Below are 24,609 nucleotides of genomic sequence, written 5' to 3'. Positions count from 1 at the left end.
CTGTTGCGCTTGCAACGGGGTAGAGCAGGGAGTGTGCCAAGTTGTTTCACGCCCTGTAGGCTGGGGCTCTGGGGTATGCTGTGCGGAAAATGTGTCCGCCGAGCTACAATTTTTGTAGGTCGCTACAAACAACATGAGTGCAGGCGCGGGAAAATCGACCTGGGGATTGATGCGCGCATGTACTGCTAAGGAATCGTTCTATGTTCAGGATTACCTCTGTCGTATTTGCTGTCCTGCTGTGCCTGGGCGGCTTTTGCGCCACCGCGCAGGCGGCCGGAATAACCGGTGAGGCCGGTCTCGGCGTGAGCTCTCAGCCTTATGATCCCAGCGGCAGTCGTTATGAAGTCGTGCCGGTGCCTTACTTTGATCTGGACTGGGGCGATGTCAGCCTCAGCACCGACGACGGTTTGACCTGGAGCGCCGTGAAAGCCAACGGTTTCAGCGCCGGGCCGTTTATCAATTACATTCCTGGACGCAATTCCAACGGCACGCTGCGGGGCCTGCACAATGTGTCGGCCATGGGCGATGCCGGTGGCTTCGTTCAGTACAGCCCGGCTGATTTCTGGCGAATTTTCGCTTTCGTCGGCCATACCGTGGGTGCTAATCGCGGCCAGGGTGGTGTGCTCGGTCGTGTGGGCGGGGAAGTGGGTTATCCGCTGGGGCTGGGGATCATTGGCAGTAGCGAACTGGCCGCGAAATTTGCCGATGGCCGGCAGACTCAGACGTTCTTTGGCGTTTCTAACAAAGATGCCCGGGATTCGGAGTTCCGTCCGTACAAGGCCAGTGGCGGCTTGCAGAATGTGGCGTTGACCCAGAGCTTCGAGTTCCCGCTGGTAGCACAGTGGTCGCTGGTGACCAGTGCCACCTGGACTCACCTGACCAACTCCGCGGCGGACAGCAGTATCGTCAAGCAAGAAGGCCGCGTGAACCAGGCCGAAGTGCAGGCGGCGATCAGCTACAAATTCAATTGAATCAATGACCGGAGCTGCCGAAGGTTCGGGCTGCGTTCGGATGATCTTTTGCAGCGCGACACGTTATCAGGCGTGAATACGCACCCAGACACTGACCAACACCGTCGCCGCCATCAGCCACGCAACCGCAGCCACCGCCAGCGATGCCTCCAGTCGCAGCCGATCGACCATGACATACAAGGTCGCCAGGTAAACGAAATACGGAATGATCGACCACATGCCAAACACGATGGTGGTCTTCAGGTCGTCCAGCGAACGGCCCTTGCCGACGATGTAATGGGCGATCAGCGCAAAGGTCGGAAATAGCGGCACCAAGCCTGCGATGTAATAGTTTCGGGTCTTGGCGAGGAAGGCGAGTATCACCACCACGGCGGCGCCCAGTGCAGCTTTCAACAGTAGATCCACGGGTATTCTCGATTTCGGGTTAGTGGCTCAGCCCGTATTTCTTGACCTTGTCAAAGAGCGTGGTCTTGGCCATGCCCAGTTCCAGGCTGGCCTGGGTCAGGTTGCCGCCGCTGCGCTGCAAGGCGTCATTGAGCAGGTTGCGCTCGAAGGCTTCCACCGCTTCGGAGAATGCCAGGCCTTGGGCGGCGCCACCGCTGCCGGATTTCTTGAAGGCTGGCAAGCCGAGGGCAAAACGCTCGGCGACGTTGCGCAGTTCGCGCACATTGCCGGGCCAGTCGTGGCTCATCAGGGTCGACAGGGTCTGGTTGTCCAGTTCAGGCAGCGTGCGGTCAAAGCGCAGGGACGATTGCTGCAGGAAGTGTTCGAACAATTGCAGGATGTCTTCACGGCGTTCACGCAGCGGCGGCAGTTCCAGGGTCACCACGTTCAAGCGGTAATACAGGTCGCTGCGGAACTGGCCGGCTTTGCTCAAATCGTCGAGGTCGGACTTGGTTGCTGCGATCACCCGGCAGTCGACCGCGACGCTCTGGTTCGAGCCGAGCCGCTCCAGCGTGCGTTCCTGCAAGACCCGCAGCAATTTGATTTGCAACGGCAGTGGCATGCTTTCTACTTCGTCGAGGAACAGCGTGCCGCCGTTGGCGTGTTCGATCTTGCCGATTCGCCGTTTTCCGGCACCGGTAAACGCATTCGCTTCGTGACCGAAGATTTCGCTTTCGAAGAGGTTCTCCGGTAGACCACCGCAGTTCAGCGCGACGAATTGCTGCGAGTGACGGCGACTGAAGTCGTGCAGGCAACGCGCGACCAACTCCTTGCCGGTGCCTGTCTCGCCTTCGATCAGCACGTTGGCCGAGGTGTCGGCGACGTTGGCGATCAGCTCGCGCAGGTGCTGCATGGCGGGTGAGCGGCCGATGATCCGCCCCTCAAGGGAGTCGCGTTCGGCCAGTTGCCGACGCAAGGAGGTCACTTCGCGGGCCAGGCTGCGTTGCTCCAGGGCACGGCGCGCGACATCGACCAGGCGTTCGGGGGAGAACGGTTTCTCCATGAAGTCGTAGGCGCCTTTTTGCATCGCGCCGACCGCCATCGAGATGTCGCCATGGCCGGTGATCAGCACCACTGGCAGACTGCGATCGCGCGCCTTGAGCCGGTTTAGCAGCTCCAGGCCATCGATACCCGGCAGGCGAATGTCGCTGATGACGATCCCGGCGAAGTTGTCGCCGACCCGCGCCAGTGCCTCTTCAGCGCTACCGACGCCTTCACAGGGAATATCTTCCAGGGCCAGGGCCTGCTGGCAACCGAGCAGGACATGGGGATCGTCTTCGACGATCAGCACACTAAGGTCGTTGTTCATATCGGCTCGGCGGGAAGGGGGCTTACCAACGGTAAACTGAGGACGAAAGCGGTACCACCGCAGGCCGGGTGTTCGACACCGAGGTGACCGCCGGTGGCGGCGGCCAGGCTCGCCGACAGGGTCAGGCCGAGGCCCAGGCCCTGTTCGCCGGGTTTGGTGGTAAAGAAAGGTTCGAACAAGTGCTTGCGGGTTTCGGCGTCGATACCGTGGCCGTTGTCGCGTACACGCAGGCGATATTTGCCGTCGACGACGTCACCCTCCAGCCACAGTTCGGGCAGTGGCTGCGCTTGCATGGCGTCCAGCGCGTTGCCGATCAGGTTGACCAGGATCTGTTCCAGGCGGGTCTGGTCGATCTGTACTTGCACATCGCTGAACTCGCGGTGCAGCAGCAAATGAGCGCTTTCAAGGCGCGCACCGAGCAACTGCAAGGCCGCCTCTACCGCTTTGCCGAGGCTGGCCTGGCCCTGGTCGTCACCGCGCCGGGCAAAGGAGCGCAGGCTGGCAGTGATCCGGCCCATGCGGTCGATCAGTTCGTTGATGGTTTTCAGGTTGGCACTGGCGATGTCCAGCTGACCGCGCTCAAGAAAGCGCACGGTATTGCCGGACAAGGTGCGCAACGCGGCCAGCGGTTGGTTCAATTCGTGGGCAATGCTGGTGGACATCTGGCCGATGGCCGCGAGTTTGCCGGCCTGGACCAGTTCATCCTGGGCCCGACGCAGGGTTTCTTCGGCCTGGCGCCGTTCGCGGATCTGGCTTTTCAGGCGTTCGTTGCTGGCGCGCAGGTCGGTGGTGCGCTCGGTGATCTTGCGTTCCAGCTGGCTGTTGGCTTCTTGCAGCGCTTCACGGGCGGCGAGGCGGGTGGCGATGACTTTGCGCCGTTCGTTCCAGGCGATCAGCAGGAACGCCACCAGTGCGAAGGCCACAGCGACGAGAATGCCCTGATTGATCGCTTCACGGCGCAAATCCTGGAGCGGTGTGAGCAGGGTGAAATTCCACGGTGTATCGCTCAACGGTCGGGTCTGCGACAGGTAGCTGATTTCCTGTTCATCCGAGACCAGCTCGGCGTTGGCCGGGAAGGTGATTTTTTCCACGCCTTCGGACAGTCGCTCACGGGCCAGCGGTTCCAGTTCGTTGAGCGGGTACCAGTAATATTGCAGGCTGCGGGCCAGGCGTTCTTTGGTGTCGTCGCTGAGCGGGCGAACCGATTTGAGCCGGCGCGCCGGATCGCTGGACAAAATGATGATGCCATTCTCGTCGCTGACGAAGGCTTCCAGGCGTGCACGCTGCCAGCGTTCTTCCATGGCTTCGAGGCGGACTTTGACCACCGCGACGCCGATGATTTTGCCTTGCTCTTCCAGGCCATGGGCCAGGTAGTAACCGGGTTCGCCGTTGGTGCTGCCGATGCCGTAGAACCGCCCCGGCTGGCCGCGGACGGCATTCTGGAAATAGGCACGGAAGGACAGGTCTTCACCCAGGTAGCTGTCGACATCACGCCAGTTGCTGGTCGCCAGCACCCGACCGGTGGTGTCCATCACGTAGATCGCCCGACTGCGGCTGCGCCGGTTCAGGCCTTCGAGGTAGTCATTGACCGCTTGCCGGTGTTCAGGCGACGGGTCGGCCAGCAGCTCTGAAACACTCGATTCGAGTTCCAGCAGGCTGGGCAGATAGGTGTATTTGCTGATCTCGCTTTCGACCGCACGGGCGTGCAGTTCCAGCTGACGTTGACCGTTCTCGCTGAGGCTGCGAATTCCGTAGTGTTCGCTGACCCAGAAGCCGACATAGCCCAGCCCGACCATCAACAAGATGACCAGCGGTGGCAGAAACAGATGGCGAATCAGACGGGGTTTCACGGCAAGTGATGGCTTTGCTGCGCGATAGAGAGTGGGGTCGCATTTCATCACAGATGCCTTGGGTCAACCACAACACAAATCTCCAGATCACCACCGATCCAGTGTGGGAGCGGACTTGCTCGCGAAAGCGGTGTATCAGCCAACATCGATGTTGAAGGTGATGGCCTCTTCGCGAGCAAGCCCGCTCCCACAGGGTGGGGCGGTGCTGTTATCAGTGCTGCAGAATCTTCTCAAGGAAATGCTGCGCACGGTCGGAGCGGGCGTTGATGTCACCGAAGAACTCTTCTTTCTTGCAGTCTTCGATGATCTTGCCCTGGTCCATGAAGATCACCCGGTCCGCCACCTTGCGAGCGAAACCCATTTCGTGGGTCACGCACATCATGGTCATGCCTTCGTGGGCCAGTTGCACCATCACGTCCAGCACTTCGTTGACCATTTCCGGGTCCAGCGCCGAGGTCGGTTCGTCGAACAGCATGACGATCGGGTCCATGGCCAGCGCGCGGGCAATCGCCACACGCTGTTGCTGGCCACCGGAGAGCTGGCCCGGGTGCTTGTGAGCGTGAGCCGAGAGACCGACGCGCTCAAGCAGTTGCAGGCCTTTTTTGGTGGCTTCTTCTTTGCTGCGGCCCAACACCTTGATCTGCGCGATGGTCAGGTTTTCGGTGATGGTCAGGTGCGGGAACAGTTCGAAATGCTGGAACACCATGCCGACGCGCGAACGCAGTTTCGGCAGGTCGGTCTTCGGGTCGGCGATGGAGGTGCCATCGACCACCACGTCGCCTTTCTGGAACGGTTCCAGGGCGTTGACGCATTTGATCAGGGTGGATTTACCGGAGCCGGACGGCCCGCACACCACAATCACTTCGCCTTTTTTGACCTCGGTGCTGCAATCAGTCAGTACCTGGAAGTCGCCATACCACTTGTTGACGTTCTTGATAGAAATCATACGGCAAACCTTTTTTGCAGTTGCTTGACCAGCCGCGAGGCGGCAAAGCTGATTGTGAAGTACACGAGACCTGCGATGATCAGGAACTCATTGGAGCGGCCGATGATGTCGCCACTGGCCCGCGAAGCATTGAGGAAGTCCACCAGGCCGACGGTGTAGACCAGCGAGGTGTCCTGAAACAGGATGATGCTTTGTTGCAGCAACAGCGGCGTCATCTTGCGAAACGCTTGCGGCAGGATGATCAGGCGCATCATCTGGCCGTAGCTCATGCCCAACGCCTGGGCTGCGCCCATCTGACCTTTGGGAATCGACTGCACACCGGCACGGACGATTTCGCAGAAGTACGCCGCTTCGAACATCATGAAGGCCACGATGCACGAGGTGAACGCGCCGATCGGCGTGTCTTCGCCGGTGATCCAGCGCAGCACGAACGGTACCGCCAGGTAGAACCAGGTGATCACCAGCAGCAGCGGGATCGAGCGGAAGTAGTTCACGTAGGTGCCGGCGATGTTCGACAGCAGTTTGCTGTGGGACAGACGCATCAACGCCAGGATAGTGCCCAGGATGAGCCCGCCAACGACGCCGAGCACCATCAGTTGCAGGGTCATGACCATGCCGTTCCACATGCCGGGGACGGCATGGACGATTCCACTGAAATCGAGGTCCATTATTTACCCCCCACAGAAATCAGGCCAGGCACCGCGACTTTCTTCTCGACCATGCGCATCAGCAACATCAGGCTCATGTTCAGGGTGAAGTAGATCAGGGTCGCCAGGGTGAAGGCTTCGAACAGGTTGGCAGAGAACTCGGCGGTCTGTTTGGTCTGCGCGAGCAGTTCCATCAGGCCGATCAGCGAGGCTACGGAGGAGTTCTTGAAAACGTTCAGGAATTCCGAGGTCAGCGGCGGAATGATGATCCGGTAGGCTTGGGGCAGCAGCACGTTCCAGTAGATTTGCGGCAGCTTGAAGCCCATGGCGCGGGCGGCCGATTCCTGGCCACGTGGCAACGCCTGGATGCCGGTGCGCACTTGCTCGCAGACTCGGGCGGCGGTGAACAGGCCCAGGCACACGACAACGCTCAGGTAGGCCGAGGTGGTCGGGTTGAGGTCCTGTTTGTACCACTGTTGCAGGTTCTCGGGCAGCAGGTCGGGCACCAGGAAGTACCAGATGAACAGCTGAACCAGCAGCGGCACGTTACGGAACAGTTCCACGTAGCAGGTGGCGATGCCCGACACCACGCGGTTCGGCACCGTGCGCATGACGCCGAGCACGGAGCCCAGCAGCAACGCGACGATCCAGGCCACGACGGCGATGGCGATGGTCCAGCCCAAACCTGTGGCGTACCAGTCGAGATAGGTCTCGCTGCCCACGCCGGTGGACTTGAAGAACACGCCCCAATCCCAGTTGTAATTCATTAGGGTCTCCCCTCAGATCGATCGATGTACAAGTGCCCGCCTGGGGAAGCTCCGTTCCCTTCTGACCTCGACGGTCAGGCACACGCGATCGGCTCGACAACCACCGGTTCGAGTGTTTCCAAAAAGTGCCAGCAGGTAGTGACAGCCTCCCGAAAGGGCGCGGGCCCTGTCAGGAGGTAAGGTTAGTCAGAAATCAGGATTTCTTTTCGTCAGCCGCTTTGTCGGTCGGATTGGCGATCAGGGCCTTGAGCTCGTCGCTCATCGGGAACATCAGGTTCAGGCCTTTTGGCGGGATTGGCTGCATGAACCACTTTTCGTAGATCTTGTTGATCTCGCCGGACTTGTAGGTCGCGACAATGGCGTCATCCACAGCTTTCTTGAACGGCTCGTCGCCCTTGCGGACCATGCAACCGTAGATTTCGTAGGACTGTGCAGTACCGGTCACGGCCCAGTCGGTCGGCTTCTTGGCCTTGGCCATTTCACCGGCCAGCAGCGCGTCGTCCATCATGAACGCGACAGCGCGGCCCGATTCCAGCATCTGGAAGGATTCGCCGTGGTCCTTGGCGGAGATAACGTTCATGCCCATCTGCTTGTCGGCGTTCATCGACTTCAGAATACGCTCGGACGTGGTGCCGGCGGTGGTCACGACGTTCTTGCCTTTGAGGTCAGCGAAGTCTTTGTAGGTCGAGTCTTTTTTCGACAGCAGCTTGGTGCCGATTTCAAAGATGCCAACGGAGAAGTCAACTTGTTGCTGACGCTCGACGTTGTTGGTGGTGGAGCCGCACTCGACGTCCACAGTGCCGTTCTGCACCAGTGGGATACGGGTTTGCGAGGTGACCAGGTTGTACTTGACCTTCAGGTTCGGCATGTCCAGGTCTTTTTTGATGGCTTCGACGATTTTCAGCTGAATATCGTGGGAGTAGCCGACCGGTACGCCGGAAGCGTCTGCAATGTAGGAAAACGGAATAGAAGCGTCGCGATGCCCCAGAGTAATGGTGCCGGACTCTTTGATCTTCTTCAGGGTGCCGGTGAGTTCGGCGGCGAAAACTGGCATGCTGATCAGTGCGGCAGCAATGGCTGCGCCCAGGATATGGGGAACGATACGCATCAAATTTTCCTCAACATTGTTTTTATATGGAGCCAGTTCATCGGCCCTTATGTACTGCGGAATGCCTTGACGGCTCCTGAAGTGTTGGTACATCAGACATTCGTCCCAGAGTGTAGAGCATGACTCGTGCCAGGCCAGGTTGCTTCAATCAAGATATTGATTTTAAAAGAAATTAAATATTTATGGCGTTGGTTTTCAAGGCGGATTATCCGGTTTACCGAATCGACCGAAGAGTCGCGTTCGGAAAACCGAATACAATCCCCCGGTCACCGAATACCCTGTGGGAGCGAGCTTGCTCGCGATGAGGTCGGCACATCCAGCATTGAGGTTGCCTGACACACCGCTATCGCGAGCAAGCTCGCTCCCACAGTGGATTTGTGATGTGCATCAGAATGCAAAAAGCCCCTGAATCGTGAGATTCAGGGGCTTTCGTTGAATCGGATTACCGATCAGGCTGCTTCGATCTTGCTGCGGTTCTGTTCGACCTTGCTCAGGTAGTCCGCCAGCTTCTGCTGTTCGTCCGGGGTGGTGAACAAACCCAGTTTGCTACGACGCCAAAGAATGTCGTGCGCGGTGGTTGCCCATTCTTCGCTGCACAGGTAATCGACTTCGCGGGTGTAGAGACCGCCACCCAGGTGTTCGCCCATGTCGTTCAGGCTCTGCACACCTTCGAGCATGCGCCAGGTGCGGCTGCCGTAGGTGGTGGCCCAGCGCCGGGCGATTTCCGTCGGCAGCCAGTCGAACTTGTCGCGAATCAACGCACTCAACGCCTGCGGCGTGGTCATGTCTTCACCGCCCGGCAGGGTCGCCTGAGCGGTCCAGCTTGGCTTGATGCCCTTGAAGTACGGTGCCAGCTGCGCCATGGCCGACTCGGCCAGCTTGCGGTAGGTGGTCAGCTTGCCACCGAACACCGACAGCAGCGGGGCTTCTTCAGCGCTGCCGGACAGCGCCAGGGTGTAATCGCGGGTCACGGCCGAAGGATTGTCGGATTCGTCGTTGCACAGCGGACGAACACCGGAATAGCTGTGCAAGATGTCGCTACGGCTGACTTGTTTCTTGAAGTGCGCGTTGACCACCTTGAGCAGGTAGTCGGTCTCGCCTTCGGTGATGGCGACTTTCGCCGGATCGCCGGTGTACTCGCGGTCCGTGGTGCCGATCAGGGTGAATTGATTGAGGTACGGAATGGTGAACACGATGCGCTGGTCTTCGTTCTGCAAGATGTGCGCGTGTTCGCCTTCGTACAGTTTCGGCACGATCAGGTGGCTGCCCTGAATCAGACGTATGCCGTAAGGCGATTCCATCTTCAGGTCATCGCGAATGAATTTGGCGACCCATGGGCCGGCGGCGTTCACCAGCGCCTTGGCGCGGATCGAGAACAGGCTGCCATCGGCGCGTTCCAGGTTCAGCTCCCACAGGCCTTTGCTACGACGGGCGCTGACGCAGCGGGTCTGGGTGTGGACATGGGCACCTTTTTCGCGGGCGGCCATGGCGTTCAATACCACCAGGCGGGCGTCGTCGACCCAGCAGTCGGAGTATTCGAAGCCTTTGGTGATTTCGCTTTTCAGCACGCTGTCGGCACCGAACTTCAGGCTTTTGGAGCCGGCGAGCTTTTCCCGCTTGCCAAGATTGTCATAGAGGAACAGGCCGGCGCGAATCATCCATGCCGGACGCAGGTGCGGGCGATGCGGCAGCACGAAACGCATCTGCTTGACGATGTGCGGGGCTTTGGCCAGCAGCACTTCACGCTCGGCCAGGGCTTCACGCACCAGGCGGAATTCGTAATGTTCGAGGTAGCGCAGGCCGCCGTGGATCAGCTTGCTGCTGGCGGACGAGGTGTGACTGGCCAGATCGTCTTTTTCGCAAAGGAACACCGAAAGACCGCGGCCGGCGGCATCCGCTGCAATCCCCACACCGTTAATCCCACCGCCAATGACAGCGATATCGTAGACCTCGGCAAGAGGAGGCATAGGCAAGGTTGAAGTGGGCATCGGCTGGCCTCGGTCATTCTTTTGGTATTTGAATTCGAACATTAATGTTCATTTGCGAAAATGGTAACGCATAAAGCCGGGTGCGACCAGTCGACTCCGATTGAAAATACTGATCGAAGGGAGAGGAAAGGAAAATTTTCGAACATTCAGGCCCTCGGTAGGGCGCGGAAGGTGCGGTGAATGGGCGGCCGTATTCGCGAGCAAGCTCGCTCCCACAGGGATTGCGCGGACCCTGTGGGAGCGAGCTTGCTCGCGATGGCGTCGGTATAGGCGGCGAAAATCTCGGGGGAGGAGTTAAACCACTTCCAGCCGAATCTTGTGCTGACTCAGCAGTTGCGCCAATGCCGGCACTGGCGCGTGGTCGGTCACCAGGCAGTCGATCAGGCTGATCGGTCCCAGGCGGACCATGGCGTTGCGGCCGAACTTGCTGGAGTCTGCCGCCAGCAAGACTTGCCGGGCATTGGCGATGATCGCCTGGGAGACCCGCACTTCCTGGTAGTCGAAGTCGAGCAGGCTGCCGTCTTCATCGATACCGCTGATGCCGACCAGTGCGAAGTCGACCTTGAACTGGTTGATGAAGTCGACGCAGGCTTGACCCACCACGCCGCCATCACGGCGTACGTTGCCACCGGCCAGCAGGACTTCGAAGTCATCCTTGGCGCTGAGGATCGAGGCAACGTGCAGGTTGTTGGTGATCACCTTGAGCTGGCTGTGATTGAGCAGCGCCCGGGCGATGGATTCGGTGGTAGTACCGATGTTGATGAACAGCGAGGCGTGATCGGGGATCTGTGCGGCGATCGCTTCGGCGATGCGCTGTTTTTCATCGCGCATCTGATCGGCGCGCATGGCGTAGGCGGTGTTTTCGACACTTGAATCGTAAGCTGCGCCGCCATGATAGCGACGCAACAAATTCACTTCCGCCAATTGGTTGATATCGCGGCGGATGGTCTGCGGTGTAACGACGAACAGCTGAGCCATTTCCTCGATACTGACGTAACCGCGTTCGCGGACCAGTTCGAGGATTTGCTGCTGACGGGGAGGCAGATTCATGGGGCTTCCTTTGGGCTGCCGTGCAAAATTTGCCCATGATGCCGTACGAATCTGCTCCCTACCAGTTACATACCGATACGAATCCGCTACTTGGCTTATTCAGCGCCTTCGTGTGGTTCCCAGTCACGGGTGCGGCTGACCGCTTTTTTCCAGCCAGCGTAGAGTTTTTCCTTCGCGGCTTCATCCAGTTGTGGATCGAACTCGCGCTCGATCACTGCCTTGCCGCGCAGTTCATCCAGGCTGCCCCAGAAACCGCAGGCCAGGCCGGCCAGATAGGCAGCGCCGAGTGCGGTGGTTTCACGCATTTGCGGGCGTTCGACCTTGGTGCCGAGGATGTCGGCCTGGAATTGCATCAGGAAGTTGTTCGCGACCGCTCCGCCGTCTACGCGCAGGGCCTTGAGGCGTTCGCCGGAGTCCTGTTGCATGGCGTCGAGTACGTCGCGGGTCTGGTAGGCAATCGACTCCAGTGCTGCACGAATGATGTGATCCACGCGTACACCACGAGTCAGACCGAACAGCGCACCACGGGCATACGGATCCCAGTACGGAGCGCCGAGGCCGGTGAAGGCGGGCACCAGGTACACGCCGTTGCTGTCCTTGACCTTGTTGGCGAAGTATTCGGTGTCGTGGGCGTCGTTGATGATCTTCAGCTCGTCACGCAGCCACTGAACGGTGGAACCGCCATTGAATACCGCGCCTTCCAGTGCATAGGCGACTTCGCCGCGTGGGCCGCAGGCGATGGTGGTGAGCATGCCGTGCCTGGATTTCACGGCTTTGTCGCCGGTGTTCATCAGCAGGAAACAGCCGGTGCCGTAGGTGTTTTTCGCCTGGCCCGGTTCAACGCACATCTGGCCGAACAGTGCGGCTTGTTGGTCGCCAGCGATGCCGCCAATGGCGATGCCGCTCTTGGTATAGCCATAGATTTCCGACGACGACTTGACCTCCGGGAGCATCTCGCGCGGGATGTCCAGCACCTCGAGCATCTTCGCGTCCCACTCCAGAGTGTGGATGTTGAAGAGCATGGTGCGCGAGGCGTTGGTGTAGTCGGTGACGTGGGTCTTGCCGCCGGTAAATTTCCAGATCAGCCAGCTGTCGACGGTGCCGAACAGCAGCTCACCTTTGCGTGCGCGTTCGCGGCTACCTTCAACGTTGTCGAGGATCCACTTGAGTTTTGTGCCGGAGAAGTACGGGTCGGTGACCAAGCCAGTGGTGTCGCTGATGTACTGCTCGTGGCCATCGCGTTTGAGCTGCTGGCAGATCTCGGTGCTGCGGCGGCACTGCCAGACGATTGCGTTGTAGATCGGCCGGCCGGTGGTCTTGTCCCAGACCACAGTGGTTTCACGCTGGTTGGTGATGCCGATGGCCGCCACCTGATCGTGATGCAGGCCGGCTTGCGCCAGGGCCTCGACCATCACGGCGCTTTGGGTGGCGAAGATTTCCATCGGGTCGTGTTCGACCCAACCGGCTTGTGGGTAATGCTGGGCGAATTCGCGTTGTGCAGTGCAGACCACGTTGGCGTCACGGTCGAAAATGATCGCCCGGGAGCTGGTCGTACCCTGATCGAGGGCAATGATGTAGTTCTTATTCTGAATGTCGGTCATGTCGATTGCCTTGGACGAAATAAGGGAGTGAGCTGGGGCGCGAGATCGGTGTTGGGCAGGACCTCGCGCCGACGGTTTCAAGAAATTCGAGCTTTGCCGTCAATGGCCTGTTCTGCATCCTTTGTAGCAATTACGGGGCTTGGCAGGTGACGGGCAATCAGCCCGCGATAAGCTGCCGCACCGAGGCAGGCACCGACGATCGGTGCAAAAACCGGAATCAGGAAGTACGGAATATCACGTCCGCCAGTGAAGGAAATTTCACCCCACCCAGCGAAGAAAGTCATCAGTTTAGGGCCGAAGTCCCGCGCCGGGTTCATCGCAAAACCGGTCAGCGGACCCATCGAGCTACCAATGACGGCGATCAGCAGGCCGATCAACAGCGGCGCCAGTGGACCCTTTGGCAGACCATTGTTGTCGTCGGTCAGGGACATGATCACACCCATCAGGATGGCGGTGATGATGACCTCGACCAGAAACGCCTGGCCCGTCGACAGGGCAGGGTTCGGGAAGGTCGAGAACACAGAGGCCAGTTCGAGGCTGGCTTGTGTGCCGCGAACCATCTGGTGAGTTTGTTCGAAATCGAAGAACAGGTTGCTGTAAAGCGTGTAAACCAACAACGCTGCGCAGAAGGCGCCGGCGACCTGGGAGAAGATGTAGAGCGGTAGTTTACGCTTTTCGAAATCGGCGAAAATGCACAGCGCGATGCTGACGGCCGGGTTCAGGTGAGCGCCGGAAACGCCCGCGGTCAGGTAGATCGCCATGCTGACGCCGATCCCCCAGATGATGCTGATTTCCCATAGGCCAAAGCTGGCACCCGCGACTTTGAGCGCGGCAACACAGCCAGTACCAAAAAAAATCAATAAGGCAGTACCCAGGAACTCGGCCATGCATTGGCTCGAGAGCGATGGTTGTTGTAGAGCAGTTGTCATTGGAAACATCCTTTTTTGTTGTTGTTGGGCGCTTTATTCGAAAGGGTTCGAGCGCGATGTTCACCGAGGCAGGATCCCCATCCTGATCTCGGCTTACTGCCGGGTGCTGCGTAGAAATGTTCGCACATTATTCAGATTCGAAAAAATATAGACAAGAAACGCTGATGTCAAAGGTCGAAAGTGAACCGTTGGTCATATTTAAACTATTAGTTAGGTGGATGATCATTTTGGTGGCCTTGGGGCGTCGCTGGATTTTCTCCTGTGTTTGCCTGTCATTTGGGGATATAGGCCCGGTAATAGAGCCTTTTGCTCCGTGATGACCTAGAATCCAGCGCAGTATTTTTCTTCTATCGCCAGGCTTGGAGCTGCCATGACCCCCGCATTGGATCTGTTGAAAAAAGTTCGTGCCGAACATCGCGTGCACAGTTATGAACATGATCCGAAGGCAGCATCCTACGGTTTGGAGGCCGCGGAAAAGCTCGGGCTGGATCCGGCGCAGGTGTTCAAGACGCTGTTGGCTGCGAGTGAGAAGGGAGAGTTGTTGGTGGCCGTCGTGCCGGTCGTCGGAAGCCTGGACTTGAAGGCGCTGGCGCATGCTGCCGGGGTGAAAAAAGTCGAAATGGCTGATCCCGCCGCAGCGCAACGGGCGACCGGTTACTTGCTGGGCGGCATCAGTCCATTGGGGCAAAAGAAGCGTTTGCGCACCTTTATCGATAACAGCGCTCAGCCTTTCGCGAGTATCTACGTCAGTGCTGGCCGGCGTGGTCTTGAGGTCGAATTGGCGGCGACGGTGTTGGCCGAGCATACCCAGGCCAAATTCGCCGATATCGGTCGAGCCTGACTGTCTCGCTGTATGGTGAAAATCGGCGGGGTCTGTCTCTGTCAGGCGCGCGGTGACTAATGCATCCTCGTCCTCACCTACAACAAGGAGAGTACCCATGCAGCTTGCGTTTCATCAGGTCGACGCGTTCAGCGACCAACCGTTCAGTGGCAATCCGGCAATGGTCTATCGGCTCGACGCCTGGCTCGCCGATGAGCTGATGCAAAAAATCGCCGCTGAACACAATCTCGCTGAAACCGCCTTTGTGGTGCGTGAGGCGCAAGGCTGGCATATCCGCTGGTTCACGCCGACCACCGAGGTGCCGTTGTGCGGTCATGCGACGTTGGCCAGCGCTTATGTGTTGTTCGAGGTCTATAAAGAACCGGTTGAACGGTTGGACTTCATCAGCAAGTCGGGCCCTTTGAGTGTGAGTCGGGAAGGCGAACGGTTATGGCTGAATTTTCCAGCGATCGAACCGGGCGAAGTGGGCGTGACCCTCGATGTGGAGCGGGCGCTGGGTGTGCAGGCGGTTGAAGTGCTGGGTTCCAAGGAATTGTTCGTGGTGCTGGAGTCGGAGCAGGCGGTGCTCGATTGCCGGCCGGACATGGTCGCGCTGGCGAAGCTGCCTTGGCTTGGCGCAATCATTACGGCGCGCGGAACGCGGCATGATTTCGTCTCGCGCTACTTCGCGCCGGCCATCGGTATCAACGAGGACCCGGTCACCGGTTCGACTCATTGCAGTCTGATTCCGTACTGGTCGCAGCGTTTGGACAAATCCAGTCTGACGGCGTATCAGTGTTCGGCGCGGGGAGGGGAGTTGTTCTGCCGTTTTGAAGGGGATCGGGTGAAAATCGGTGGTCATGCGACGCTGGTGGCCAGCGGGACGCTGATGTTGGGATAGAACCCATAAAGATCGCAGCCTTCGGCAGCTCCTACGGGTGTACATCGTCTCTGTAGGAGCTGCCGCAGGCTGCGATCTTTTTGCATTGCTTCAATGCGCAGTGCTGTACCGACGAACCCCGGATTCTACAACCGGAATATGCGCCGCCGTGCTGCCGGATGCCTGGAACAGCACCAGGTGTTCGGCGGCTACGCGAATTCCGACATCGGCGCCGACCAAGTGATTCGCATGGCTCGGGAAGATCGATTCCAGTTGGCTGCCGGTCGGTAGCTGCAAGCGATACAAAGTCGATGCACCCAGAAAGGTCTTGCCAACGATCTGTGCCTTCAGTGGGCTGCCGGGCGCGTAAACAATGTCGTCCGGACGCAGCAATACATCCACTGCGCCACCTGTAGGCCAGGTATAGGTGCGATTACCGCGCAGCACGCCCAGTTCGGTCTGCACCGATTCCGGGGTCTGCAGTTGGCCGCGAATGAAATAACCCTGACCGATAAAGCTCGCCACAAACGGTGTTTGCGGTTCGTGGTACAGGTTGTAAGGCGTGTCCCACTGCTCCAGGCGACCTTCCTTGAACACACCGACCTGATCGCTGACGGCAAAGGCTTCTTCCTGGTCGTGAGTCACCAGAATCGCGCTGGTGCCACGCGCCTTGAGAATGTCCCGGACTTCATGGCTGAGCTTGCGGCGTAATTCGCCATCGAGGTTGGAGAACGGCTCGTCGAGCAGCAGCAGTTGCGGTTCCGGTGCCAATGCCCGGGCCAGCGCGACACGCTGTTGCTGTCCGCCGGAGAGTTCGTGGGGGAAGCGCTTGCCGAGGTTTTTCAGGTTGACCAGTTCAAGCATCTCTTCGGTGACCCGATCTTTCTGTGGATGCTTGCGAATGCCAAAGGCAATGTTCTCGGCCACACTCAGGTGCGGGAACAGCGCGTAGTCCTGGAACACCATGCCGATCCGGCGTTTCTCTGGCGCGAGGGTGAAACCGGCGCTGGAGATGGTTTCACCGGCCAGCTGGATTTCCCCTTCGTGAACCGGTTCAAAGCCTGCAATCGCACGCAGGGTGGTGGTCTTGCCGCAGCCGGACGAGCCGAGCAGGCAGCCGATGTCACCGGCATTGAGGTGCAGGTTGAGGTGCTGGACAACTCGCTGGTCTTGATAGCCGCAGGCCAGATTGCGCAGGTTCAGCAGCAATGAATGACTCATGCGTGGTGGTATGCAGGCTCAACGAGAAGCTCGAGCAGGGCCTTTTGCGCATGCAGACGGTTCTCGGCCTGATCCCAGGCGACCGAGCGCGGGTCATCGAGCAGGTCGAGGCTGATTTCTTCACCGCGGTGGGCGGGCAGGCAGTGCATGAACAGTACGTCCTTGGCGGCCAGATCGAGCAAGGCGCGATTGACCTGGAATGGCGCGAACAGTTTGAGGCGCTTGGCAGTTTCCTCTTCCTGGCCCATGGAGGTCCAGACGTCGGTGCTGACCAGATGAGCGCCGAGCACCGCATCCCGAGGATCACGGACGATGGTCACCCGATCGCCGGCCTTGGTCACGAACTCAGGGTTCGGCTCATAGCCTTCAGGGCAGGCGATGCGCAACTGGAAGTCGAACTGGATGGCGGCTTCTATATAGCTGTTGCACATGTTGTTGCCGTCGCCGATCCAGGCCACGGTCTTGCCCTGAATCGAACCGCGATGTTCGAGAAAGGTTTGCATGTCGGCCAGCAACTGGCACGGGTGCAGGTCATCGGACAGGCCGTTGATCACTGGCACGCGGGAGTTGGCGGCGAATTCGGTCAGGGTGCTGTGGGCAAAGGTACGGATCATCACCGCATCGAGCATGCGCGACATGACGATGGCGCAGTCGCCGATCGGTTCGCCACGACCCAGTTGGGTGTCACGGGGCGACAGGAAAATCGCCTGGCCACCAAGCTGGATCATGCCGGCTTCAAATGACAGCCGGGTGCGCGTCGAGGATTTCTCGAAGATCATCCCGAGCACACGGTTTTTCAATGGCTCGAACAGTACGCCGCGGTTACGCAGGTCTTTGAGCTCAATGCCTCGACGGATCACGCTGACCAGCTCTTCGGGCGTGCAATCCATCAGGGAGAGAAAGTGCCTTGCGCTCATCATTGACTACCTTTTTGCAACAGACCGCAGATACTCAAAGCCTTGTTTAACTGAAAACGGGCGAGACCTGCGGCGTAAGCCGCACGGGGCGACGAAATAGGGGAAGGCGCGATCTTATAATTAAATGTCGCGTCTTACCAATAGGGCTACGGTTTTTAGGGGATTTCAGAGGGGCTACGGGATAACCGCAGTAGCGCTTTTGAAGCCTGTTTCCTGACAGCAGCAACCCCTTTGTACACTGCCCTCGCGGGCCTTGGCAATCAAGCGGGGCGGGCAAAGTGCAGTATCAGTCGGTTTCTAACCTGTCGGCCAGGGTGTTTGCAGGCAGGATCCAGACAGCCTTTGCGTGAAACATTTGCTAATGCAAAGTGCTGGGTTATAACTAAGTCACGAGCGACACAGGAAGCCTTTGGAATGGAATCGAAAGAACAGCAATTGTTGGAGCTACTCGGGCTCACGGCGCGCTCCCTGACCCACCTGACCGCTTCCATGACCTCAATGTCCTTTGAGTTGCTGCGCAGCGAGGACGAAGTGACCAAGGCTGCGGGTCGACGGATGATCGACCGCATGGCCACCGTCAGTGCCGGGCTCGACGAGCACTGGCGCCTGATCGGCGAGCTCACGGGTGTGCACATTGCCCAGGAGCAGATCGAAACCATTCAGGACATCCAGCTGCAAGCGCCGCCCAGGCTTCCGCAGGGCTGATATCGGCGGGCCTGATGGCCCTCGATTCACAAGACGAACGTCGCTGGCGCAGCGCTCAGTCACGGCCCATAGTTTTGTTCCCGCAACCTGATGCCGGTTGCCTCGAATAAAACAGAGAATGGCCATGACCAAGACTCTTCATCACCGTGCCTGCCACCTGTGTGAAGCCATTTGCGGCTTGACCATCGAAACCACCGCAACCGACGACGCTGGCGTGCAAATCACCTCGATCAAGGGTGATCCGCAGGACAGCTTCAGTCGCGGTCATATCTGCCCCAAAGCGGTGGCGCTGCAAGATATCCAGAACGACCCCGACCGCCTGCGACAGCCGATGCTGCGGATCGGCAGCGAATGGCAAGCGATTGCCTGGGACGAAGCGTTTGCACTGGTGGCTGAGCGCCTGTCGGCGATTCAGGAGCGCCATGGCCAGAACGCCGTCGCGGTTTATCAGGGCAATCCCAGCGTGCACAACTATGGGTTGATGACCCACAGCAATTACTTCCTTGGCCTACTCAAGACCCGCAACCGTTTCTCGGCGACCTCGGTCGATCAATTGCCTCACCATCTCACCAGTCATTTGATGTATGGCCATGGTTTGCTGCTGCCGATTCCGGACATCGATCACACCGATTTCATGCTGATCCTGGGCGGCAATCCGCTGGCCTCCAACGGCAGCATCATGACCGTGCCGGATGTCGAAAAGCGCTTGAAAGCGATTCAGGCCCGAGGCGGCAAAGTGGTGGTGGTCGATCCGCGTCGCAGCGAGACGGCAGCGATTGCCGATCAGCATGTGTTCGTCCGTCCGGGCGGTGATGCGGCGCTGTTATTCGGCTTGCTCAATACGTTGTTCGCTGAAGGTCTGACCCGCGAGAGTCATTTGCCAGTAGACGGGCTGGAAGAGGTTCGCCAGGCCGTCGCATCCTTTAACGCTGAGGCCATGAGCCCGCTGTGTGCCGTGCCGGCCGAGCAAATTCGTCAGCTGGCACGAGACTTCGCCAGCGCGAAGACCGCCGTGTGTTATGGCCGTATGGGTGTTTCGACCCAGGCGTTCGGCACCTTGTGTCATTGGCTGGTGCAGCTGATCAATCTGGTCACCGGCAATCTTGATCGGGTGGGCGGCGCGCTGTGCACCGAGCCTGCGGTTGACCTGGTGGCGTCCACCTCGGGCGGGCATTTCAATCTCTGGCAAAGTCGAGTATCTGGTCGTCCGGAATACGCCGGTGAGTTGCCGGTGTCGGCGCTGGCCGAAGAGATGCTCACCGAAGGCGAAGGGCAGGTGCGGGCATTGATCACCGTGGCCGGTAATCCGGTGTTGTCGACGCCTAATGGCCGGCAGCTGGAGCAGGCGCTGGACGGGCTGGAATTCATGCTCAGCATCGACCTGTATATCAACGAGACCACGCGTTACGCCGACCTGATTCTGCCGTCGACTTCGGCGTTGGAAAACGATCACTACGACACCACGTTCAATATGTTCGCGGTGCGCAACGTCAGCCGTTTCAATCGGGCAATCCTGCCCAAGCCCGAAGGCGCGCTGCACGATTGGGAAATTTTCGTCGGCCTGGCCCAGGCCTTTGCCGCGAAAACCGGCAAAGAGCTGAAGCCGACGATGACCCCGGCGAAGATGATCGACCTCGGTTTGCGAGCCGGGCGCTATGGTGATGCGTCGCCGCACAAGCTGTCGGTGGCGAACTTGTTCGATCATCCTCATGGGGTCGACCTTGGCGCTCTCCAGGCAAACCTGGCACCGCGTCTGAAAACCGCCAACCAGCGCGTGCAGGCGGCGCCACCGGAGATCCTGGCTGACCTGGCGCGATTTGCCGCGTTGCAAGCGCCGCCTGCCGATGAACTGTTGATGATCGGTCGTCGCCATGTGCGCAGCAATAACTCATGGATGCACAACTATCACCGTCTGGTGAAAGGCAAGCCGCGTCATCAGTTGCTGATGCACCCGGACGACCTCTCCAGTCGCGGGCTCAGCGATGGGCAACGGGTGCGGGTCAGCTCGCGGGTCGGGGTGATCGAAGTCGAGGTGCTGAGCAGCGTCGAGATGATGAAAGGCGTGGTCAGCCTGCCGCACGGTTGGGGCCATGCCCGGCCAGGCGTGCAGATGACCATTGCCATGGGGCAGCCGGGCTCCAGTGCCAACGATCTGACCGATGAGCGCCAGCTCGATGAGTTGTCCGGAAATGCGGCGCTCAATGGTGTTCCGGTGACTGTTGCGGCGGCGTAAGCATGTCTGTCGGGGAGACCGAGCATGGCGCTCGGCTTTCCGTTACAATGCGTCACCGTGCCGACAACTGAGTCGGAAAGTTCAGCCGAGGTGCTCCATGGATATCATTGAAACTATTAAAGAGCAGATTGCTAACAACACCATTCTGCTTTACATGAAAGGCTCGCCGAATGCCCCACAGTGTGGCTTCTCCGCGAAAGCCGCTCAGGCCGTCATGGGCTGTGGTGAGAAGTTCGCTTACGTGGACATCCTGCAGAACCCTGAGATCCGTGCCAACCTGCCAAAGTACGCCAACTGGCCAACCTTCCCGCAACTGTGGGTCGGTGGTGAGCTGGTCGGTGGTAGCGACATCATGACTGAAATGGCCGCTGACGGTTCGTTGCAGGCCACGATCAAAGCGGCTGTCGAAAAAGCCGCTGCTGCCAAGACCGAAGCCTGATCCCGGCAGGCTCCTTGCAGGAGCTGCCGAAGGCTGCGATCTGTTGATCTACACGATGTAAAAAAGCCCCGCATCTAGTCAGAGAGCGGGGCTTTTTATTGGGTTCGGAAGTTATGGCGGCGCTGCCAACAAGATCGCAGCCTATGGCAGCTCCTACTCGCCCATCTGCGATTGCAGATAGTTCTCAAGGCCGACTTTATCGATCAGGCTCAGTTGAGTTTCCAGCCAGTCGATATGTTCTTCTTCGGATTCGAGAATATCTTCGAGCAGTTCACGGCTGCCGAAGTCACCGACGGTTTCACAGTGAGCGATAGCGACTTTGAGGTCGGCATGGCCAGTGCGCTCGATAAGCAGGTCGCACTCAAGCATTTCCTTGGTGTGCTCGCCGATGTGCAGCTTGCCCAGGTCCTGGACATTCGGCAGGCCTTCGAGAAACAGGATGCGCTTGATCAGCTTGTCCGCGTGTTTCATCTCGTCGATGGATTCGTGGTACTCGTGCTTGCCGAGCTTGTTCAGGCCCCAGTCTTCATACATGCGGGCATGCAGGAAGTACTGATTGATCGCGACCAGCTCATTGGCAAGAATCTTGTTGAGGTGCTGGATGACTGTGATGTCGCCTTTCATGTGGGGTCCTGCCCTTTAATTACCCTATAGATGGCGAAGTTTGAGCTTGGTAGTTGTTAGTGTCAAACCTAAGTTATTGAATACTATATGAAAATTAATCGAAATAAGAATGTTTGTGTTCCGCATCCTAACGCTAAGCGATTGAATTACGGGCATAAAAAAACCGGACATTAAGTCCGGCTCTTTAGAATATTTTATTTACGCTGCCGAAAATTCTACAGGGTAGGGGATCGCCGCCTGGCTCAATTGCAATTCGGCCAGGGTTTCACGGACCATTTGCTTGGCAAGGCAGGCGCATTTGCCGCATTGGCTGGCAACGCCGGTGGCTTGGCGTACCTCGCGGTAGCTGCAGCAACCTTCATAGATCGCATCGCGGATTTTTCCGTCGGTGACGCCAGTGCAGAGGCAGACATACATAAAGTGAGAACCGTCGTGGGTTATGGCTCAATTGCGACGGATCTTAATGTTAACGAGAATGATTGTCAAAGTTGTTTCTACACGCTTTGCGCCAGAGCAGCGACTGCCTGACGAACGGCATGACACGGCTCGGGATCGTGTCATTAAATCTGCGCCGAGGTTTTTGATGCTGTTGTAAAAAGCGCTAAGGACTGGTCAAAAACGCGGTGTATGATGGCCGGTCCTTGCGAAGGGTACTCGATTCATGAGTCTGTCGTTTATCTGCGACAGACTGGATCGATACCGTTCTTCACGCCACCACACCAGGAGATATCCAATGAGCGTACTCGTAGGCAAACAAGCCCCTGACTTCACCGTACCGGCCGTACTCGGCAATGGCGAAATCGTTGACAGCTTCACCCTGTCCTCGGCCATCAAAGGCAAATACGGCCTGGTGTTTTTCTACCCACTGGATTTCACCTTCGTCTGCCCGTCCGAGCTGATCGCTCTGGACCACCGCATGGCTGACTTCAAGGCTCGCAACGTTGAAGTGATCGCTGTTTCGATCGACTCGCACTTCACCCACAACGCCTGGCGCAACACCCCGATCAATGCCGGCGGCATCGGTCAGGTTCAGTACATCATGGCTGCTGACATGAAGCATGACATCGCCAAGGCCTACGACGTTGAGTCCGAAGGCGGCGTGGCTTTCCGTGGCGCATTCCTGATCGACGACAAAGGGGTTGTTCGCTCGCAGATCGTCAACGACCTGCCACTGGGCCGTAACATGGAAGAGCTGATTCGTCTGGTCGACGCCCTGCAATTCCACGAAGAGCACGGCGAAGTTTGCCCAGCCAACTGGAAAAAAGGCGACAAGGGCATGACTGCTTCGCCAGAAGGCGTTGCGGCTTACCTGACCGAGAACGCTGGCAAGCTGTAAGCCACGCGTCAGGCATAAAAAACCGGCCGCTGAGGCCGGTTTTTTTATGGGCGGGATAAATCCAGCGACTGAATCAGTCGTTGAAATCTTCCCAGCCGCCCATTTGCTTCCAGCGATTGACGATGCCGCAGAACAGATCGGCAGTCTTCTCGGTGTCGTAGCGTGCCGAGTGAGCCTCGCGACCGTCGAAGTCGATGTCGGCAGCCTGGCATGCCTTGGCCAGGACCGTTTGACCGTAAGCCAGGCCGGCCAGTGTCGCAGTGTCGAAGCTGGAGAACGGGTGAAACGGATTGCGCTTCATGTCCAGGCGCGCGACGGCGGCATTGAGGAAGCCCAGGTCGAAGCTGCTGTTGTGGCCGACCAGGATCGCCCGCTTGCAGCCGTTGGCCTTCAGCGCCTTGCGCACGCCACGGAAGATGTCGGTCAGAGCCGTCTCTTCACTCACGGCCATGCGCAGTGGGTGATCGAGCTTGATCCCGGTGAACTCCAGCGCGGCGGCTTCGACGTTGGCGCCTTCGAACGGTTCTACACGGAAGAAGTAGGTGTGATCAGGGAACACAAAACCTTTTTCGTCCATGCTGATGGTCGTGGCGGCAATTTCCAGCAAGGCGTCAGTGGCACAGTTGAAACCACCGGTTTCAACGTCGACGACGACTGGCAGATATCCACGGAACCTGGCTGCCATCGGGTGGCGTGAACCACCGCCACCTGAACCTTCCTGTTCGTCGTCGAAATGGTCTTCACTCACGCGTGTTCCTCCAGCAGGCGCCAGCGCAGTTTTTCACCGGCGCGCAGCGGGATGACAGTCAGCTCGCCGAACGGCAGGCTGGTTGGGGCGGTCCATTCTTCGCGGACCAGGGTAATGCGATCGGTGTTCACCGGCAGGCCGTAGAAGCGTGGGCCGTTGAGGCTGGCGAAGGCTTCGAGCTTGTCCAGCGCATTGCGCTGTTCAAAGGCCTCGGCGTACAGCTCGATCGCTGCATAAGCGGTGTAGCAACCGGCACAGCCACACGCCGCTTCTTTGGCGTGCTGGGCGTGCGGGGCAGAGTCGGTGCCCAGGAAGAACTTCTCGCTGCCGCTGGTGGCGGCGTCAAGCAGGGCGACCTGGTGCGTATTGCGCTTGAGAATCGGCAGGCAATAGAAGTGCGGACGAATCCCGCCCACCAGCATGTGGTTGCGGTTATACAGCAGGTGGTGAGCGGTGATGGTTGCGCCAACATTGGCCGAAGCCTCGTTGACGAACTGCACGGCATCGCGGGTGGTGATGTGTTCGAACACCACTTTGAGCGTTGGGAATCGCTCCACGACCCGACGCATGTGCTCGTCGATGAAGATTTTTTCGCGGTCGAAGACATCAACGTCGCCACGGGTGATTTCACCGTGAATCAGCAAGAGCATCCCGACCTCGGCCATGGCCTCGATCGCAGGGAAGATCTTGTCGATGCTGGTAACACCAGAATCCGAGTTGGTGGTCGCGCCAGCCGGATACAGCTTGGCGGCATGAACGAAACCGCTGGCCTTGGCCGCGCGAATTTCGTCGGGTGTAGTCCGGTCGGTCAGGTAGAGCACCATCAACGGTTCGAAACGGCTGCCGGCCGGGCGCGCAGCGAGAATACGCTGGCGATAGGCGTCGGCTTCAGCGGCGTTGCGCACCGGTGGTACCAGGTTAGGCATGATGATGGCGCGACCAAAGGTGCGCGCGACATCCGCGACAGTATTGGGCAACACAGCACCATCGCGAAGATGAATATGCCAGTCGTCGGGACGCAGCAGGGTCAGGCGGTCGGACATTGGGGATTCCAGGCGGGTCAAACTCAAGCGAAT

Annotated in this window: 24 protein-coding genes; 7 read left to right on the top strand and 17 right to left on the bottom strand. The window is 58.8% G+C overall.

Features of this window, described 5'->3' with window-relative positions:
• Positions 1-200: 200 nt before the first annotated feature.
• Positions 201-971 carry a MipA/OmpV family protein gene (locus AC1RPZ_RS06500; RefSeq protein WP_493135964.1) on the top strand — a complete coding sequence of 257 codons (771 nt, stop codon included), beginning with the start codon at positions 201-203 and terminating at the stop codon, positions 969-971.
• Positions 972-1,037: 66 nt separating this feature from the next.
• Here AC1RPZ_RS06500 and AC1RPZ_RS06495 read toward each other — a convergent pair whose 3' ends face one another.
• From AC1RPZ_RS06495 to AC1RPZ_RS06445, 11 genes are all read right to left on the bottom strand, one after another.
• Positions 1,038-1,367 (bottom strand): GlpM family protein, encoded by a 330-nt coding sequence (locus AC1RPZ_RS06495; RefSeq protein WP_262113433.1) that lies wholly within the window; start codon positions 1,365-1,367, stop codon positions 1,038-1,040.
• Positions 1,368-1,395: 28 nt separating this feature from the next.
• On the bottom strand, positions 1,396-2,724 hold the full coding sequence (aauR, locus tag AC1RPZ_RS06490) for a two-component response regulator AauR (protein ID WP_493135962.1): 1,329 nt from the start codon (positions 2,722-2,724) through the stop codon (positions 1,396-1,398).
• Entirely contained in the window at positions 2,721-4,622 is a 1,902-nt protein-coding gene (aauS, locus tag AC1RPZ_RS06485; RefSeq protein WP_493135960.1) for a two-component sensor histidine kinase AauS, read from the bottom strand. The genes aauR and aauS overlap by 4 nt, the downstream gene beginning before the upstream one ends.
• Positions 4,623-4,785: 163 nt before the next feature.
• Positions 4,786-5,520 carry an amino acid ABC transporter ATP-binding protein gene (locus AC1RPZ_RS06480; RefSeq protein WP_401116171.1) on the bottom strand — a complete coding sequence of 245 codons (735 nt, stop codon included), beginning with the start codon at positions 5,518-5,520 and terminating at the stop codon, positions 4,786-4,788.
• A complete protein-coding gene (locus tag AC1RPZ_RS06475) occupies positions 5,517-6,188 on the bottom strand; it encodes an amino acid ABC transporter permease (RefSeq protein ID WP_493135958.1) in 672 nt (223 codons plus the stop codon). Before AC1RPZ_RS06475 ends, AC1RPZ_RS06480 begins: the two co-directional genes overlap by 4 nt.
• Positions 6,188-6,934: an amino acid ABC transporter permease gene (locus AC1RPZ_RS06470; RefSeq protein ID WP_493135956.1), complete on the bottom strand. Its 747-nt coding sequence runs from the start codon at positions 6,932-6,934 to the stop codon at positions 6,188-6,190. The genes AC1RPZ_RS06475 and AC1RPZ_RS06470 overlap by 1 nt, the downstream gene beginning before the upstream one ends.
• Positions 6,935-7,127: 193 nt before the next feature.
• On the bottom strand, positions 7,128-8,042 hold the full coding sequence (locus AC1RPZ_RS06465; RefSeq protein WP_493135954.1) for a glutamate/aspartate ABC transporter substrate-binding protein: 915 nt from the start codon (positions 8,040-8,042) through the stop codon (positions 7,128-7,130).
• Between the two features lie 449 nt (positions 8,043-8,491).
• Positions 8,492-10,030, bottom strand: coding sequence for a glycerol-3-phosphate dehydrogenase (glpD, locus tag AC1RPZ_RS06460; protein WP_493135952.1), 1,539 nt, complete (start codon positions 10,028-10,030; stop codon positions 8,492-8,494).
• Between the two features lie 294 nt (positions 10,031-10,324).
• The gene (locus AC1RPZ_RS06455) at positions 10,325-11,080 is read right to left on the bottom strand and encodes a DeoR/GlpR family transcriptional regulator (protein ID WP_071553568.1); all 756 of its coding nucleotides are present in this window, start codon (positions 11,078-11,080) and stop codon (positions 10,325-10,327) included.
• A gap of 95 nt (positions 11,081-11,175) precedes the next feature.
• Positions 11,176-12,681 carry a glycerol kinase GlpK gene (gene glpK, locus AC1RPZ_RS06450; protein ID WP_493135950.1) on the bottom strand — a complete coding sequence of 502 codons (1,506 nt, stop codon included), beginning with the start codon at positions 12,679-12,681 and terminating at the stop codon, positions 11,176-11,178.
• A 77-nt stretch (positions 12,682-12,758) separates the two neighbouring features.
• Positions 12,759-13,610: an MIP/aquaporin family protein gene (locus AC1RPZ_RS06445; protein WP_493135948.1), complete on the bottom strand. Its 852-nt coding sequence runs from the start codon at positions 13,608-13,610 to the stop codon at positions 12,759-12,761.
• 370 nt (positions 13,611-13,980) lie between these two features.
• Between AC1RPZ_RS06445 and ybaK the strand changes: the two genes are divergently transcribed.
• Together ybaK and AC1RPZ_RS06435 are read left to right on the top strand one after the other, a co-directional pair.
• Complete coding sequence (gene ybaK / locus AC1RPZ_RS06440; protein WP_054593814.1) at positions 13,981-14,451, top strand: Cys-tRNA(Pro) deacylase; 471 nt, start codon at positions 13,981-13,983, stop codon at positions 14,449-14,451.
• Positions 14,452-14,548: 97 nt separating this feature from the next.
• A complete protein-coding gene (locus tag AC1RPZ_RS06435; RefSeq protein ID WP_493135946.1) occupies positions 14,549-15,331 on the top strand; it encodes a PhzF family phenazine biosynthesis protein in 783 nt (260 codons plus the stop codon).
• A 90-nt stretch (positions 15,332-15,421) separates the two neighbouring features.
• Here the strand turns inward: AC1RPZ_RS06435 and AC1RPZ_RS06430 are convergent, their stop codons facing one another.
• Both AC1RPZ_RS06430 and argF read right to left on the bottom strand, forming a co-directional pair.
• Entirely contained in the window at positions 15,422-16,531 is a 1,110-nt protein-coding gene (locus AC1RPZ_RS06430; protein WP_493135944.1) for an ABC transporter ATP-binding protein, read from the bottom strand.
• Positions 16,528-17,448 (bottom strand): ornithine carbamoyltransferase, encoded by a 921-nt coding sequence (argF, locus tag AC1RPZ_RS06425; RefSeq protein WP_493135942.1) that lies wholly within the window; start codon positions 17,446-17,448, stop codon positions 16,528-16,530. The genes AC1RPZ_RS06430 and argF overlap by 4 nt, the downstream gene beginning before the upstream one ends.
• 414 nt (positions 17,449-17,862) lie before the next feature.
• Here argF and plzR point away from each other — a divergent pair, with 414 nt between their 5' ends.
• From plzR to grxD, 3 genes are all read left to right on the top strand, one after another.
• Positions 17,863-18,153: a PlzR type 4 pili assembly inhibitor gene (gene plzR / locus AC1RPZ_RS06420; RefSeq protein ID WP_493135940.1), complete on the top strand. Its 291-nt coding sequence runs from the start codon at positions 17,863-17,865 to the stop codon at positions 18,151-18,153.
• Between the two features lie 124 nt (positions 18,154-18,277).
• Positions 18,278-20,386, top strand: coding sequence for a molybdopterin oxidoreductase family protein (locus AC1RPZ_RS06415; protein WP_493135938.1), 2,109 nt, complete (start codon positions 18,278-18,280; stop codon positions 20,384-20,386).
• A gap of 97 nt (positions 20,387-20,483) precedes the next feature.
• On the top strand, positions 20,484-20,825 hold the full coding sequence (grxD, locus tag AC1RPZ_RS06410) for a Grx4 family monothiol glutaredoxin (protein ID WP_123425187.1): 342 nt from the start codon (positions 20,484-20,486) through the stop codon (positions 20,823-20,825).
• A gap of 153 nt (positions 20,826-20,978) precedes the next feature.
• Here grxD and bfr read toward each other — a convergent pair whose 3' ends face one another.
• Both bfr and AC1RPZ_RS06400 read right to left on the bottom strand, forming a co-directional pair.
• Positions 20,979-21,449 carry a bacterioferritin gene (gene bfr, locus AC1RPZ_RS06405; RefSeq protein ID WP_493135936.1) on the bottom strand — a complete coding sequence of 157 codons (471 nt, stop codon included), beginning with the start codon at positions 21,447-21,449 and terminating at the stop codon, positions 20,979-20,981.
• Between the two features lie 198 nt (positions 21,450-21,647).
• Complete coding sequence (locus tag AC1RPZ_RS06400) at positions 21,648-21,866, bottom strand: bacterioferritin-associated ferredoxin (protein ID WP_493135934.1); 219 nt, start codon at positions 21,864-21,866, stop codon at positions 21,648-21,650.
• 316 nt (positions 21,867-22,182) lie between these two features.
• Here AC1RPZ_RS06400 and AC1RPZ_RS06395 point away from each other — a divergent pair, with 316 nt between their 5' ends.
• A complete protein-coding gene (locus AC1RPZ_RS06395; protein WP_019693358.1) occupies positions 22,183-22,785 on the top strand; it encodes a peroxiredoxin in 603 nt (200 codons plus the stop codon).
• A 73-nt stretch (positions 22,786-22,858) separates the two neighbouring features.
• Here the strand turns inward: AC1RPZ_RS06395 and rnt are convergent, their stop codons facing one another.
• Together rnt and pyrC are read right to left on the bottom strand one after the other, a co-directional pair.
• On the bottom strand, positions 22,859-23,533 hold the full coding sequence (gene rnt / locus AC1RPZ_RS06390; RefSeq protein WP_493135932.1) for a ribonuclease T: 675 nt from the start codon (positions 23,531-23,533) through the stop codon (positions 22,859-22,861).
• Positions 23,530-24,576: a dihydroorotase gene (pyrC, locus tag AC1RPZ_RS06385; protein ID WP_493135930.1), complete on the bottom strand. Its 1,047-nt coding sequence runs from the start codon at positions 24,574-24,576 to the stop codon at positions 23,530-23,532. Before pyrC ends, rnt begins: the two co-directional genes overlap by 4 nt.
• Positions 24,577-24,609: the final 33 nt, after the last annotated feature.

This window comes from Pseudomonas sp. GW822-FHT02D10, from assembly GCF_058802345.1.
The sequence above is the reverse complement of the archived record's forward strand: the minus strand, read 5'-3'. Positions and strand labels throughout refer to the sequence as shown.

Coding starts and splice junctions, on each gene's coding strand:
- AC1RPZ_RS06500 (WP_493135964.1), top strand. CDS start 201: ATGTTCAGGATTACCTCTGTCGTATTTGCTGTCCTGCTGTGCCTGGGC.
- aauR (WP_493135962.1), bottom strand. CDS start 2,724: ATGAACAACGACCTTAGTGTGCTGATCGTCGAAGACGATCCCCATGTC.
- aauS (WP_493135960.1), bottom strand. CDS start 4,622: ATGAAATGCGACCCCACTCTCTATCGCGCAGCAAAGCCATCACTTGCC.
- AC1RPZ_RS06480 (WP_401116171.1), bottom strand. CDS start 5,520: ATGATTTCTATCAAGAACGTCAACAAGTGGTATGGCGACTTCCAGGTA.
- AC1RPZ_RS06475 (WP_493135958.1), bottom strand. CDS start 6,188: ATGGACCTCGATTTCAGTGGAATCGTCCATGCCGTCCCCGGCATGTGG.
- AC1RPZ_RS06470 (WP_493135956.1), bottom strand. CDS start 6,934: ATGAATTACAACTGGGATTGGGGCGTGTTCTTCAAGTCCACCGGCGTG.
- AC1RPZ_RS06465 (WP_493135954.1), bottom strand. CDS start 8,042: ATGCGTATCGTTCCCCATATCCTGGGCGCAGCCATTGCTGCCGCACTG.
- glpD (WP_493135952.1), bottom strand. CDS start 10,030: ATGCCCACTTCAACCTTGCCTATGCCTCCTCTTGCCGAGGTCTACGAT.
- AC1RPZ_RS06455 (WP_071553568.1), bottom strand. CDS start 11,080: ATGAATCTGCCTCCCCGTCAGCAGCAAATCCTCGAACTGGTCCGCGAA.
- glpK (WP_493135950.1), bottom strand. CDS start 12,681: ATGACCGACATTCAGAATAAGAACTACATCATTGCCCTCGATCAGGGT.
- AC1RPZ_RS06445 (WP_493135948.1), bottom strand. CDS start 13,610: ATGACAACTGCTCTACAACAACCATCGCTCTCGAGCCAATGCATGGCC.
- ybaK (WP_054593814.1), top strand. CDS start 13,981: ATGACCCCCGCATTGGATCTGTTGAAAAAAGTTCGTGCCGAACATCGC.
- AC1RPZ_RS06435 (WP_493135946.1), top strand. CDS start 14,549: ATGCAGCTTGCGTTTCATCAGGTCGACGCGTTCAGCGACCAACCGTTC.
- AC1RPZ_RS06430 (WP_493135944.1), bottom strand. CDS start 16,531: ATGAGTCATTCATTGCTGCTGAACCTGCGCAATCTGGCCTGCGGCTAT.
- argF (WP_493135942.1), bottom strand. CDS start 17,448: ATGAGCGCAAGGCACTTTCTCTCCCTGATGGATTGCACGCCCGAAGAG.
- plzR (WP_493135940.1), top strand. CDS start 17,863: ATGGAATCGAAAGAACAGCAATTGTTGGAGCTACTCGGGCTCACGGCG.
- AC1RPZ_RS06415 (WP_493135938.1), top strand. CDS start 18,278: ATGACCAAGACTCTTCATCACCGTGCCTGCCACCTGTGTGAAGCCATT.
- grxD (WP_123425187.1), top strand. CDS start 20,484: ATGGATATCATTGAAACTATTAAAGAGCAGATTGCTAACAACACCATT.
- bfr (WP_493135936.1), bottom strand. CDS start 21,449: ATGAAAGGCGACATCACAGTCATCCAGCACCTCAACAAGATTCTTGCC.
- AC1RPZ_RS06400 (WP_493135934.1), bottom strand. CDS start 21,866: ATGTATGTCTGCCTCTGCACTGGCGTCACCGACGGAAAAATCCGCGAT.
- AC1RPZ_RS06395 (WP_019693358.1), top strand. CDS start 22,183: ATGAGCGTACTCGTAGGCAAACAAGCCCCTGACTTCACCGTACCGGCC.
- pyrC (WP_493135930.1), bottom strand. CDS start 24,576: ATGTCCGACCGCCTGACCCTGCTGCGTCCCGACGACTGGCATATTCAT.